The sequence below is a fragment of the Micromonospora sp. NPDC049004 genome, from assembly GCF_040649315.1.
GTDB lineage: Bacteria > Actinomycetota > Actinomycetes > Mycobacteriales > Micromonosporaceae > Micromonospora.
Genome location: NZ_JBEZFG010000003.1, coordinates 157,754 through 171,277 on the forward strand (window position 1 = coordinate 157,754; position 13,524 = coordinate 171,277).

General features: G+C 73.6%; 11 protein-coding genes. 3 read left to right on the plus strand and 8 right to left on the minus strand.

What is annotated here, in order from left to right:
* The first annotated feature begins 200 nt into the window (after nucleotides 1–200).
* From AB0B97_RS10260 to AB0B97_RS10270, 3 genes are all read left to right on the plus strand, one after another.
* Nucleotides 201–1,235, plus strand: coding sequence for a substrate-binding domain-containing protein (locus AB0B97_RS10260; protein ID WP_357492371.1), 1,035 nt, complete (start codon nucleotides 201–203; stop codon nucleotides 1,233–1,235).
* Between the two features lie 14 nt (nucleotides 1,236–1,249).
* The gene (locus tag AB0B97_RS10265) at nucleotides 1,250–2,260 is read left to right on the plus strand and encodes an acetylxylan esterase (RefSeq protein WP_357492373.1); all 1,011 of its coding nucleotides are present in this window, start codon (nucleotides 1,250–1,252) and stop codon (nucleotides 2,258–2,260) included.
* A 270-nt stretch (nucleotides 2,261–2,530) separates the two neighbouring features.
* Nucleotides 2,531–3,760 (plus strand): cellulose binding domain-containing protein, encoded by a 1,230-nt coding sequence (locus AB0B97_RS10270; RefSeq protein ID WP_357492375.1) that lies wholly within the window; start codon nucleotides 2,531–2,533, stop codon nucleotides 3,758–3,760.
* Between the two features lie 264 nt (nucleotides 3,761–4,024).
* Here AB0B97_RS10270 and AB0B97_RS10275 read toward each other — a convergent pair whose 3' ends face one another.
* The 8 genes from AB0B97_RS10275 to AB0B97_RS10310 form a co-directional block, all read right to left on the minus strand.
* Nucleotides 4,025–4,489, minus strand: a complete 465-nt coding sequence (locus tag AB0B97_RS10275) for a MaoC family dehydratase (protein WP_357492377.1) — start codon at nucleotides 4,487–4,489, stop codon at nucleotides 4,025–4,027.
* 16 nt (nucleotides 4,490–4,505) lie between these two features.
* Complete coding sequence (locus AB0B97_RS10280; protein ID WP_357492379.1) at nucleotides 4,506–5,654, minus strand: acyl-CoA dehydrogenase family protein; 1,149 nt, start codon at nucleotides 5,652–5,654, stop codon at nucleotides 4,506–4,508.
* A gap of 60 nt (nucleotides 5,655–5,714) precedes the next feature.
* Nucleotides 5,715–8,501: an AAA family ATPase gene (locus tag AB0B97_RS10285; protein ID WP_357492381.1), complete on the minus strand. Its 2,787-nt coding sequence runs from the start codon at nucleotides 8,499–8,501 to the stop codon at nucleotides 5,715–5,717.
* A gap of 53 nt (nucleotides 8,502–8,554) precedes the next feature.
* Nucleotides 8,555–9,166 carry a TetR/AcrR family transcriptional regulator gene (locus AB0B97_RS10290; protein ID WP_234588875.1) on the minus strand — a complete coding sequence of 204 codons (612 nt, stop codon included), beginning with the start codon at nucleotides 9,164–9,166 and terminating at the stop codon, nucleotides 8,555–8,557.
* Between the two features lie 94 nt (nucleotides 9,167–9,260).
* A complete protein-coding gene (locus AB0B97_RS10295; protein WP_357492383.1) occupies nucleotides 9,261–10,028 on the minus strand; it encodes an SDR family oxidoreductase in 768 nt (255 codons plus the stop codon).
* 131 nt (nucleotides 10,029–10,159) lie between these two features.
* Nucleotides 10,160–11,446, minus strand: a complete 1,287-nt coding sequence (locus AB0B97_RS10300) for an ABC transporter substrate-binding protein (protein ID WP_357492385.1) — start codon at nucleotides 11,444–11,446, stop codon at nucleotides 10,160–10,162.
* Nucleotides 11,447–11,530: 84 nt separating this feature from the next.
* A complete protein-coding gene (locus tag AB0B97_RS10305) occupies nucleotides 11,531–12,646 on the minus strand; it encodes a branched-chain amino acid ABC transporter permease (protein ID WP_357492387.1) in 1,116 nt (371 codons plus the stop codon).
* Nucleotides 12,643–13,521, minus strand: a complete 879-nt coding sequence (locus AB0B97_RS10310) for a branched-chain amino acid ABC transporter permease (protein ID WP_355066448.1) — start codon at nucleotides 13,519–13,521, stop codon at nucleotides 12,643–12,645. Before AB0B97_RS10310 ends, AB0B97_RS10305 begins: the two co-directional genes overlap by 4 nt.
* Nucleotides 13,522–13,524: the final 3 nt, after the last annotated feature.

Sequence of the window (13,524 nt, forward strand, 5' to 3'; positions counted from 1 at the left end):
CCACCGCCGGGATGTAGTCAAGGGGCTCGATTGGTTGCGAGGCGGCTCCTTCGTACGGCCAGTGGCACCGCCCATAGCGCTCAGTCATGACCGGGCCCCAGAACCGCTGCGGCCGCGCCCGACCTGCGGCCACATCGACCGTCATGACCGGCTGGTCGTGTTAAGGTCTTCCGAAAATTTCGACGCTGCATGAGGCTGCGATGACAGAGCACCGCCCGCTCGACCCACCCGCCTCCACCACCATCGCGACGATCGCCCACGACGTCGGCGTGTCGGTGGCAACGGTGTCCAAGGTCCTCAACGGCCACGAGGATGTCGCCGCCGGCACCAGGGCACGGGTCGAGGAGAGTCTCGACCGGCACCGGTACCAGCGCCGTGCGCGGCGGTCGTCCGGCGCGGGGCGGATCGATCTGGTGTTCCACGAGTTCGACACCGGCTGGGCGATGGAGGTCCTGCGCGGCGCCGAGGCGGTGACCAGCATCGCCGGCATCGGCCTCGCGGTGTCCCAACTCGACGGCGCGCACCGGCCACCGCAACGGTGGCTCGACACGCTGCTCAGCCAACGCCCGCTGGGCGTGCTGCTCGTCCTGTGCCACCTGGCCGAGACGCAGCAACAGCAGCTGCGCCGCCAGGGCGTCCCGTTCGTCGTGATCGACACCGACAGCGCGACCTCGGCCTCCGTGCCCACCGTCGGGTCGAACAACTGGAACGGCGGCCTGCTCGCCGCTCGCCACCTGCTGGAGCTGGGTCACCGACGAAACGCCGTCATCTCCGGGCCGCCCGACGTGCTGTGCAGCCGGGCCCGCGCCGCGGGCTTCCAGCACGCGCACGAGGAGATCGGGTTGACCGTCGACCGCGAGCTGGTCCGCTACGGCAGCTTCTCGGCCGGCGCCGGGCACGCCCACGGGCTCGAGTTGCTGAGACGGCCGGACCGGCCGACGGCGATATTCGCCGGCTCGGACACCCAGGCCATGGGGGTGCTCCGGGCCGCCCGGCAGTGCGGCCTGCGGGTCCCCGAGGACCTCTCCGTGATCGGGTACGACAACCTGCCCGTCGCCACCTGGACCTATCCGGCGCTGACCACCATCAACCAGCCGCTGCGCGACATGGCGGGCATCGCCACCCAGATGTTGCTCGACCTGATCGCCGGCAATGGCCCGGCGACCAGCCGGATCGACCTGGTGACCGAGCTGGTCGTCCGGGAGAGCACCGCACCCCCCGCCCAGCAGCCCTGACCCTGCGAGGACCCGTGCCGTACTCCGACCCCGCCCTCGACGAGCTTGCGCGATACGTGCCGACCGTCGCCGAGCCCGCGGACTTCGACAGGTTCTGGCGGAACACCCTCGCCGAGGCGGCCGCCCGTCCGGTGCTGGTGGACGTCCGCCCCGAGCCCACCGACCTGCGCCTGCTCGACTCCTGGGACGTCACGTTCGCGGGCTTCGGCGGTGACCCGGTGCGCGCCTGGTACACCCGCCCCGCGGGCGTACCCGGACCGCTGCCGGCCGTGGTGGAGTACGCCGGCTACGGGCGCGGACGCGGCCTGCCGCACGAGCGGCTGACCTGGCCGGTCGCCGGGTACGCGCACCTGCTGATGGACAACCGGGGCCAGGCGGGGCAGCACGGCGCCGGTGACACGGCCGATCCGCACGGCAGACCCGGCGGCCCCTGGCCGGCCACCTCGGGAATCCTCGACCCGCACGACTACCACTACCGACGTCTGATCACCGACGCGGTCCGGGCCGTCGACGCCGTACGCGCCCTGCCCGGGGTCGACGCGGACCGGATCGCCGTGGTCGGCAACAGCCAGGGCGGCGGCCTGGCCCTGGCGGTGGCCGGCCTCGTCGACGACCTCGCGGCGGTGCTGGCGACGGCACCGTTCCTGTGCGACGTCCAGCGCGCCATCACGCTCAGCGACGTCTCGCCGTACGGTGAGATCGGCCGTTACCTGGCGGTGCACCGGGAGGCCGAGGACGCGGTCCGGCACACGCTGTCCTACGTCGACGGGGTGACCTTCGCCCGGCGGGCGACCGCGCCGGCGCACTTCGGGATCGGCCTGCGCGACACCGTCTGCCCGCCGAGCACCGGCTTCGCCGCCTACAACCAGTACGGCGCCGCGGCCGGACAGCCCGTCCCGCCCGAGCGGGAGATGCACGTCTACCCGTTCAACGGCCACGAGGGCGGCGAGGCCGTGCACGTCCGGCGGCAGCTGCGCTGGCTCGCCGCGCGGCTCGCGCCGACCGACACGACCGGCCGGGACTGACCGCCTCGTCCACTCCCGAGCATCGTCGACGTTCGATCCATTGCCGGTGTTAGCGATAACAAGCTATGGTGCGTCCAGGCGGGGTGCAGGGCACATCCCGGCCGGGGCTCATCGATCCGTCGCCTCCGACCGTCGATGACCAGAGCGTTCGACCAGCGGTGTGATGACGTCCGGGTTCCTGGTCCTCGCGCAGCTCACTCTCGCGTACCGCGCGGTTCCGCCTCGTCGGTGGGCCGCCGCTGTCGTGCTCCCACCACCTGAGGAAGCCCCATGAGCAGACCGACCCTTGGCAACCCCGTCCCCCCACCGCCCGCCACCACCGCGCCGACGTCGAGGCCCCGCCGGGCCCGACTGTGGTGGGCGGCCCTGGCCGCCGTCGCGGCCATGACCGCCGCCGTCCCGGTGGCGACGACGCCCGCGAACGCCGAGTCCAACGGCGGGGTACGTGTCATGCCCCTCGGCGACTCGATCACCGACGGCTTCAACGTCGCCGGTGGCTACCGCATCGAACTCTGGAACCGGTTCGTCTCCGGCGGATACCGGATCGACTTCGTCGGTTCCGGGTTCAACGGCCCGGCGAGTCTCGGTGACCACGACCACGAGGGCCACTCCGGCTGGACCATCGCCCAGATCGACGCCAACATCGTCAACTGGCTGCGCGCCACGAACCCGCGGACCGTGCTGCTGCACATCGGCACCAACGACATGTACGGGGACACGTCCGGCGCTCCGGCCCGCCTGGCCACCCTGGTCGATCGCATCACCAACACCGCACCGAACGCGGACGTGTTCGTCGCGACGATCATCCCGAAGTCCGGCGCGGACACCCAGGTCCGCGGCTACAACGCGGCGATCCCGGGGATCGTGCAGACCCGGGCCGCCGCCGGCAAGCGCGTCCACCTGGTCGACATGTACCGCGCGCTGACGCTCAGCGACCTGGCCGACGGCGTACACCCCAACGCCACTGGTTACCGCAAGATGGCCGTCGCCTGGTACGACGCGCTGCGCACGGTGCCCGGCAGCATCGGCGGCGACACGCCGCCGACCACCGCGCCACCCACCACTGCACCGCCGACCACGGCACCGCCCACGACCGCGCCGCCGACCACGGCACCGCCCACGACCGCGCCGCCGACCACGGCACCGCCCACGACCGCGCCGCCGACCACGCCCCCGCCGTCCGGGGGATGCCGGGTCACGTACACGGTCAACGCCTGGAACAACGGGCTCACCGCTGCCGTGTCGGTGACCAACACCGGTAGCAGCGCGGTCAACGGCTGGGCGCTGACGTTCACCCTGCCCAGCGGCCAGACCATCACCGGCGGCTGGAACGCCAGCTACTCCCCGTCGAGCGGGGCGGTGACCGCGAGCAACGTCTCGTACAACGGCACCATCGCCCCGAACACGTCTGTCGACATCGGCTTCCAGGCCACCCACACCGGCAACACCGGCCGGCCGTCCGCCTTCGCGCTCAACGGCACCGCCTGCGCGGTCGCCTGACCTTCGTACCGGCAGCGGGACGCGGGGGCGGGCACACCTTCCCCACACCCTTTGCTCTGCTTCAACCCACGCAACACAAACGGGCTGTCACTGTTGCGTCGGTTGAAGCAGAGCAAAGGGCCCGCTGGTGGTCCTTGACCCCGCGCCGGTAACGCCAGGCAGCGCAGCGCAAGCAGCGGCGGCGCAACCAACGCGGCGCCGCTCGGGGCCGGACAGACGACGGGCTGCGGGGGCGGCGACAGAAGTCGCCCGCCCCCGCACCGGTCAGCGGCTCGCCTCGCCGTAGAGGCGGCTCACCGTCTCGGCGACGCACACGGGCTTGCCCCCGGCGTCACTCTCCACCGTCACCGCCGTGACCATCTGCACCCCACCGCTGACCGGTGACACCTCAGCGATGACGGCGGTGGCCCGCACGGCGGCGCCGACCCGCAGCGGCGCGGGGAAGCGCACCCGGTTCAGCCCGTAGTTGACTCCCATCGCGACCCCCTCGACGCGGTACAGCCGACCGGCCAACGCCGGCAACAGCGACAGGGTCAGGTAGCCGTGCGCGATCGTGGCGCCGAACGGTCCGGCCGCCGCGCGCACCGGGTCGATGTGGATCCACTGGTGGTCGTCGGTGGCGTCGGCGAAGAGGTTCACGCGGTCCTGCTCGATCCGCTGCCAGGGGCCGGGCCCGAGGGTCTCGCCGACCGCGGTGGTCAGCTCGTCGACAGAGGTGAAGACTCGCATCCGGATGTCCTTTGAGCTAGAAGGCGTTGACGCCGGTGAGCGCGCGTCCGATCAGGAGCTGTTGGATCTGGCTGGTGCCCTCGTAGAGGGTGGCGACCCGCGCGTCGCGCAGGTACTTGCCGACCGGGTACTCGTCGATGTAGCCGTACCCGCCGAAGACCTGGACCGCGTTGTTGGCCGCGCGGACGGCGGCCTCGCTGGCGAAGAGCTTCGCCATCGACGCCTCGGTGGCGAACGGCTGGTCGCGGTCGATCAGGTCGGCGACCTGCCAGACCAGCAGGCGGGCGGCCGCCGTGTCGACGGCGATGGCCGCGAGCAGCTGCTGGACGAGCTGGTGACCGGCGATCGGCTTGCCGAACTGGGTCCGCTGCCCGGCGTAGCCGACCGCCGCGTCGAGGCACCCCTGGGCGATGCCGACGCAGCCGGCCGCCACCGACATCCGTCCCTTGGCGAGGGTGGCCAGGGCCAGCCGGAAGCCGGCGCCCTCGGCCCCGAGGCGGGCGGCGTCGGGCACCCGTACGTCGTCGAGACGCAGCTCGCCGGTGGCCTGCCCGCGCAGGCCGAGCTTGCCGTGGATCTCGCGGCGGGTCAGGCCCGGACTGTCGGTGGGCACCAGGAACGCGGTGATCCCCCGGTGGCCGGGACCGCCGGTGCGGGCGAAGATCAGGGCGACGTCGGCGGTCGTGCCGTTGGTGATGAACGTCTTCGTGCCGGTGAGCAGCCAGTCGTCGCCGCTGCGGACCGCGCGGGTGCGCAGCGCGGCCGCGTCGGATCCGCTGTCCGGCTCGGTGAGCCCGAAACAGCCGAGCGCGGCCCCGGAGCAGAGCCGGGGCAACCACTCGGCCCGCTGCGCGGCCGACCCGTGGGCGGCGATCGACTTGGCGACCAGGCCGAGTGAGACGGAGACGATGCCACGCACGGCCGAGTCGCCCCGGCCCAGCTCCTCAAGGACCAGGCAGTACGCGAGGTGGTCGCCGCCGGAGCCACCGTCGGACTCGGGGATGGTCAGCCCGAGGAAGCCGAGGTCGCCGAGCTTGCCGACGATGGCCGGGTCGACCGACTCGCGCCGATCCCACGCGGCGGCGTGCGGCGTCAACTCCCGGTCGGCGAACTCGGCGGCGAGCTGACGGACCGCCGTCTGCTCGGCGGACAGGGTGAGCTCCATGACGGATAAACTAGCGGTGATAGTTTACGCCGTCCAGACCGGACCGTCCCCGTTGCGCGCTCACCTGTCGGAGGCCAGACCGGCGTGCGGCTCGGCGGCGAAGGTACGGGCCAGCTCGGTACGGGAGCGGATGCCCAGCCGGTGAAAGACGTTGCGCAGGTGGTGGTCGACAGTGCGGGTGGACAGGAACATCCGGGCGGCGATCTCCCGGTTGGTCGCGCCCTCGGCGACCAGTTGCGCGATCCGCAGCTGCTGACCGGTCAGCAACCGCGCCGCCGGCAGGTCCGGCGGACCGACCGACTCCCCGGCGGCACGCAGCTCGGCCGTGGCCTGCTCGGCCCAGCGATCCGCGCCGAGCAACGTGAACGTCTCCCGGGCCTGGTGCAGGTGCCCCCGGGCGTCCCGCGGACGCCGGCTGCGCCGCAGCTCCTGACCGAAGAGCAGCTCCGTGCGCGCCCGTTCGAACGCGCCGTCCTCCGTCGGGTGCAGTCGCAGCGCGGTCCGGAACTCCTGCTCCGCCTCGACACCGCCCCGGGGCGCGAGCAGCGCGTGACACCGGGCCGAGAGCGCCCGCCGCAGCGGGCTCGCGGTGCTGCTCGCCCACCTGTCGAAGGCGGCGAGCGCGGCCGTCGCCGCCGGCCGGTGCGGCAGGTGGGCCGCCGCCTCCACCAGGTACGGGGTGGCCATCACCTGGACGAGCACCTGACCCCGGCCGGTGCCGAGCCGGGCCAGCGACGCCAGTCGGGCCGCCGCCTCGGCGTGCCGACCGTCGACGAGGTCGAGCACGGCCAGCGCCCACCCGGCGAGCGCGTGTGGTCGGCTGCCCGGCGTCGGCGTCGGGCCGATCTCGCGGATCCACCGCAGGCTGGCGTCCCGGTCGGCCCGGACGGCGGCCAGCACGGCGAGCATGCCCAGGTGGACGTTGGCGCAGTTGAACTGCCCGGTGGCGCGGGCGACCCGCAGCCCGTCACGGGAGGTCTCCGCCGCCGCCTCGTGCCGCCCCAGCCAGTACTCGGCGACCGCGCGCAGCTCCAACGCCCGGGACAGCATGGACAGCTCGCCCCGCTCCCGCGCCAACCCGACGGCGCGCTCGGCGAGCCGGTGCGCAGCGCCGTCCACGGCCACCACCAGCCCGGCCGCCGCCGCGCAGCTGAGCGCGGTCGGGGTCAGCGCCGGCCCGGCCAACCGGCCGCCCAGCACGACGGCTCGGCGTAGCGCGGGCCCGGCCCGCTCGTGGTCACCCCGCAGCGTGGCGGCCACCCCGGTGACGAGGCAGCCCGTCAGCTCCACGGCCGGCGGGTCGTTCGGGTGCCGCAGAGCCGCCGCCCGGCGGCCGACCTCCGCGTACCGGTACTGGTCACCGGCGAAGCACACGGCCTCGCCGGCCCGCGCCAGCGCCTCCATGGCCACGGCACGGTCGGTCCCGGCCACCGCACGCGCGGCGGACACCAGCGTGGCCGCCGCGCCGGCGGCGTCGTCACAGCGCAGTTGCAGCTCGCCGCGCAGCAGCCCGGCGTGCCCGGTGACGGTCGGGTCCGCGCAGGTCGCGCGGAGGCGGTCGAGCAGGAGTCGGGCCTGGCCGGGTTGCCCGGCGGTCCAGGCGTAGCGGGCGGCGGCGAGCAGGCGCGCGGCGGCGTCGCGCGGGTGGTCGCTGAGCGCGGCGGCCCGGCACAGCGCGGCCGACGCCACGACCCAACTGTCGCGACCACCGGCCGCCGCCCGCTCCAACTCGTCGGCGAGGGCCGGGTCGGTGCCCGCCGTCGCGGCGGCGAGGTGCATCGCCCGCAGCAGCCGCTGCCCGTCCGGGTCGAGAACCTCCGCGAGCAACCGGTGCGCCGCGCGCCGCTGGGCCAGCGGCGCACCGGCCGCGACCATCGTGCGGGCCAGCGGCTGCGCGAACGTGACTCCCCCGGGCTCGACCCGGACCAGCCCGGCGGCCTCGGCCGGTGCGAGCACCTCGACGGCCAGGCCGGCGGCGTCGGCCGCGCGCACGAAGGTCGCCGGTTCGTCCGAGTCGTCGAGCGCCGCGAGCAGCAGCATCCGGCGGGTGTCCGGCGGCAACCGGTCGAGCCGGGCCCGGTAGGCGCGGGCGAGGGCACCGTCGGCCGGCGGCGCGGCCGGCAGGGGCTCCTCCCCCCGCCACTGCCCCGGACTCAGCGCCTCGGTGAGGTCCACGAGAGCCTGCGGGTTGCCACCGCCGACCGCGGCGAGCGTGGCCGCGACCGGCGCGGCGGGTCGCTCGGGTAGCCGGTCGGCCAGGACGGCGATGCTGTCCCGCTCGCCCAGCGGCGGCAGCCGGTGCGCCGCGATGCCGTCGACGGTGGCGGTGACGTCCGCGGTGAGCAGGACGGCCGCCGGCAGGTGCCGGAGCCGGCGGGCGACGAACGCCAGCACCTGCGCGGTCTGCGGGTCACCCCGGTCGACGTCGTCCATTGTGGCGAGCAGCGGGCGCTCCCGGGCGGCCGCGGCGAGCAGACCGAGGACGGCCACCGACAGGGCCAGCCGGCGCTCGGGCGGGCAGCCCTCGCCGTCCAACGCCCGGCGCAGCAGGTGCCGGCGCGGCTCGGGCAGGGCGGCGGCCCGGTCGAGCACCGGATCGAGCAGGCGTTGCAGGCCGGCGTACGGCAGCGTGGCCTCCTCGGGCAGCCCGGCCCCGGCGAGGACTGTGCAGTCCTTCGCGTACCGGTGGGCGTAGGAGAGCAGCGCCGTCCGGCCCGAGCCCGGCTCGCCGTGCAGCAGCAGAGCCCCGCCGCCGCCGGGCACGCCGTCGAGCAGAGCCCGGATGGCCCGGCACTGGTCGTCCCGGCCGCGCAACACGGTTATTTGCACTGAGTATGCAGTAACCATGCGTCCCAGTGTTACCCATCGGTCACCGGATGGAAAGAGGGGACGAGCCGGGATCAGTCGGTCGTGACCTCGGCCAGCAGCGCGCCCACCGTCCGGGACATCACCGCGCGGGCCTGGTCCACGCCGAGCCCGAGGCCGTAGCGCAGCATCGACCAGGCCGGCCACATGCTCGCCGCCACCAACGCGTTGAGCAGTTGCTCGCGCCCCCGCCCGGCCTGCGCCAGCTCGGCGGCGAAGAGGTGCTCGACCTCGTCGCGCACCCGGTCGATGTGCTTGAGGCGGTTGCGGTGCAGCTGGTCGGAGACCGGCTCGCGCATCTGCGCGGCCCGCGCCGACGGCGCGATGAGCTGGAGCAGCCGCGCCCGCTGCCGGCAGTACGCGTCGACCCGCTTGGCCAGCGGCAACGCGGGCGAGATCGGCCGGTAGGCGGCATCCTGCTGGCGCAGCACCTCGGCGCCGCTGGCCTCGAAGAGCGTCTCCATGTCCTTGAAGTTGGTCCAGAGTGTGCGCAGCGAGATGCCGGCCCGTTCGGCGATGCGCTCCCCGGTCGGCCGCAGGTCGCCCTCGGCGATGAGCGCCAGGTGCGCTTCGACGATGGCTGCCCGGGTGCGCTCGGCCCGGGCCGTCCGCCCGTCCACCCGCCCCGGGGCCTCGACCCTGTTCATCCGCCCCCGCCCCTTCACCGCCACGACGTCGCCCGGCTCCCCGCCGAGTCTAGACAGGCGATGATCAGGCACCGGCGAGCGTGCACGGACGGTGTCATCCGGCCCGGCCGGCCAGCGTGACGCCACCGTCGCAGACGATCGTCTGCCCGGTGATCCAGGCGGCGTCGGGGCCGGCCAGGAAGGCGACCGCGCCCGCCACGTCCGGGGCGACGCCGAGCCGGCCGAGGGGGTACCGCGCGGCGACCTCGTCCTCACGACCCTCGTAGAGCGCCGCGGCGAAGCGGGTCTTGACCACACCGGGGGCGACGGCGTTGACCCGGATCGTCGGCCCCAGCTCGACGGCGAGACCTGCGGTGAGGTGGATGAGCGCCGCCTTGCTCACGCCGTAGAAGGCGATGCCCGGCGACGGCGCGAGGCCGGCGATCGAGGAGACGTTGACCACGCAGCCGCCCCGCTCGGTCATGCCTGCGGCGCAGACCTCCTGCACCCAGCCCAGCGCGGCGACGAGGTTGACGTCGAGGATCTTGCGGGCGGCGGCCAGGTCCAGCTCGACCAGCGGGCCGTGCACGGGGTTGATGCCGGTGTTGTTGACCAGCAGGTCCACCGGCCCGAACGCCGCGCCGACCTGCCGCACCGCCTCGGCCCGGTGCTCGGGGTCGTCGGCCCGGCCGGGCACGGCCACGGCGTACGCGGGGCCGCCGAGGGCGACGACCGCGTCGGCGAGCGCCTCGGGGCGGCGGGCGGTCAGACCCACCCGGACGCCCTCGGCGACGAGGCGTTGGGCGATGGCCAGGCCGATCCCGCGACTGGCGCCGGTGACGATGGCGACCCGACCGGCGAGTCGACCTGAAGTTGCATCCACAGTGCAGATAGTAGGAGGACTGATCGGTGTCGGTCAACGGCCGGCATCCGGCACGGCGCACCGGGTCCGGGCACTGTCGTACGACCCGGAGGCGGTGACCCCCGGGTCGTACGACAGCGATGGCGGGCCCGTCAGGAGACGGTGGGCACCCCGTTCGCCGGCGGCGCGACCGGCGCGGCGGTGTACTCGGTGACCGGGCCGTCCCCCTCGTCGGTCTCGTACGTCGGCCCGAAGTAGCTCTGCACTCCCCCGCTCACCCGGCTCAACCGCTGCCCGCCGTAGCCGGAGTGGTCGTCGGCGGAGAAGCGCAGCGGCGCGAGCCCGGGGCCGGTGAAGCCGCCCTTCTGGACCGCGTCGAGCACCTTCTCGCGGGTGAGGTCCTTGCCGGCGGCGAGCAGCACCTGCACGAAGAGGTAGCCGACCGACATGCCGTAGACGGTGTTGCCGTCGAAGGGCGCGTCACCGTTGTGCGTCTTGTTGATCTTCGTGAAGAGCTGGATCCACGGGTTCGCGGTGTCGTTCTGCATCGGCAGGTAGTTGGTGCCGACCATGCCCTCCAGCAGCGGTGCGGCGGCGCCGAGCTGCTTGGCCAGGGTCGGGTGGTCGGCGCCGACGTTGGAGACCAGCCACTGCGGCTTGAAGCCCAGCCGTGCGGCGGTGCCGACGGACAGCGCGGTGAAGCCGGGCACCGTCGCCAGCATGACGACCTGACAGTTGGCCGCCTTGAACGCGCCGATCTGCGGCGCGACGTTGGTGTTGCTGGTGACGTACGTCTGCTTGACGGCCACCGCCCCCGCGCCGAGCACCTTCTCCACGCCGGCCAGGCTGTCGCGGCCGAAGTCGTCGTCCTGACCGAGGAAGCAGACCTTGCGGCCGGCCAGGTTCGTCTTCGCGTAGTTGGCCAGGATCTTGCCCTCGATCGTGTAGTCCGGGTTGAAGCCGAACGTGCCGGGATACTTGTCGGGCTGATCCCAGCTGCGGCTGCCGGATGCGACGAAGAGATCGGGCACCCGGTTGCTCTTGAGGAAGTCGAGCACACCTGTGTGCGTCGGCGTGCCCAGGCCGTTGAGGACGGCGAAGACCTTGTCCTGCAGGACGAGCTGGCGTACCACCTGCTGGGTGTTCGCCGGGTTGTAGCCGTCGTCCATGATCTTGTAGGTGATCTTGCGGCCGTGCACGCCGCCGTTGGCGTTGACGTAGTCGAAGTACGCCTTCGTCGCCGGGGCGATCTTGGAGTAGCCGGCCGAGGCCGGCCCGGTGAGCGGCATGTGGGTGCCGACGACGATCTCGGTGTCGGTGACCCCCGGCACCGACCCCCCGCCGGAGGTGGGGCCGTCGTCGCCGCTGCAGCCCGCGGCGGTGACGAGCAGGGCGATGGTGCTGGCGATCGCGAGACCGCGTCGTGCCGTACGGTGCATGGGAAACACCGACCTTTCTCGGTCCGGTTCTTCTGGGAACGGTGTGGTGGTGAGGCGCCCGGCCGAGGCCGGGCCGGGGACAGCTCAGGAACGCCGCGCCGACCAGCGGGCCAGCAGCCCTCGGCCGAGACGGGACAGCAGACCCTGCACACCGCCGGGCGCGGCGATCATCACGACGATCAGCGTGACGCCGAAGATCGCCAACGGGAGGTTGCCCTCCAGCCGCTGCGCCACCGCCGGCGAGAGGGTGAGCAGCTCGGTCACGGAATGGGTGAGATCGGGCAGGGCGACCAGCAGCACCGCCCCCCACAGCGCGCCGGCGAGGCGACCGAGGCCACCGATCACCACAGCCATCAGCAGGAAGAGCGACAGGGTCAACGAGAACGCCCCGGGCGAGACGCTCTGCGCGAGCATCGCGAGCAGACCGCCGCCGAGCCCGGCGGTGGCGGCACTGACGACGAAGGCGAGAACCTGCGTGCGGGCCACGTGGATGCCCGCGAGCCGGGCCGCCACCTCGTCGTCGCGGACCGCCCGGAAGGTCCGCCCGTACCGGCTGCGGACCAGGTTCGCCACCAGCAGCAGGGCCAGCAGGGTGGCAGCGCCCGAGAGCCAGAGCTGCCACCGCTCGTACGGGAAGTACGCGCCGAGCGCCAGCGGCGGCGGCTCCACCGGCACCGACAGCCCCTGCTCGCCGTTGAAGACGCCGTCGAAGGTGACGGCCAACGCCGGCACCACGACGGCCACGGCGAGCGTCACCCCGGCGAGGTAGGGCCCGCGCAGCCGGGCCGCCGCCACACCTACCACCGCGCCTACCGCGACAGTGCCCAGGACGGCCGCGACCAGCGACAGCGGCAACAGCCAGCCGCCGGTCAACCCCCGGTCGGCGAACGCGTTCTGGCACAGGGCCACGGTGTACGCGCCGGTCGCCATCAACGCCCCGTGCCCCAGCGACAGCTGACCGTTGAGCCCGGTGAGGACTGTCAACCCGGCGGTGGCGCAGAGATACGCCGCCACGGTGGCGAGCTGGAAGTTGCGGAACGGCTCGACGGCGTAGCTGACCGCCACCAGCACCAGCCCCACGACGAGCAGCACGGCGAGGTGCCGCAGCAGCGTGGAACCGCGACGCCCGCGGTCGAGGGGACGATCGCCGGTCTCGGCGGCCCGCTGCCTCGGCGGCAGGGCCGCCCGGGTGGCGCTCACACCCGCCTCGCCGCGACCGGGGCGAACAACCCGCCGGGCCGGACCAGCAGCACCGCCAGCAGCAGGACGAGCACGGCGAGGGGGGTGAGGTCGCTGCCGGCGTACCCGCTGACGTAGGAGAGCAGCAGACCCACCACCAGGCCACCGACCACCGCGCCCGGTGGACTGTCCAACCCGCCGACCACCGCCGCGGTGAACGCCGAGACGAACACCAGGTCCATGGCGTGCGGGTGCAGGCCCAACTCGGTCGGGATGACAAGCATCGCGGCGAGCGCGCCCACCCCGGAGGCGAGCGCCCAGCCGAGCGTCAACATCCCGCCGACGTTGACACCGAGCAGACGGGAGACCTCCGGTGCGAAGGCCGCCGCGCGCATCCGCAACCCGACAGCGGTACGCGCGAACATCCAGGCCAACGCGCTGACCACCACCCCGATCGTGGCGAAGACGAACAGGTCGTACGGCGACAGCACGGCGACCCCGCCGACGGTGAGGGCGGACCGACTGAACGGGACGTCGGCGGGTCGGAACTCGTTGCCGTACACCATGCCCAGCACGGCCTGGAGCACCAGCACCAGCCCGAGCGCGACGATCACCGGGTTGAGCGGCGACGCGTGGTCGACGTGCCGCATCACGACCCGGTCCACCAGCGCGCCGAGCAGCAGGCCGGCGACGATCGCGACCAGGAAGCCGAGCCAGTAGGAGCCGGTCGCGGCGGACACCGAGTACGCGACGTACGCGGCGGCGACGGCCATCGCCCCCTGGGCGAAGTTGACGACCCGCGCCGCCCGCCAGATGAGCACCAGCGCCAGCGCGAACGCGGCATACACCGCGCCCCGCGACAGACCGTCGACGGTGAGGAAGACGAAGCGGTCCAACAG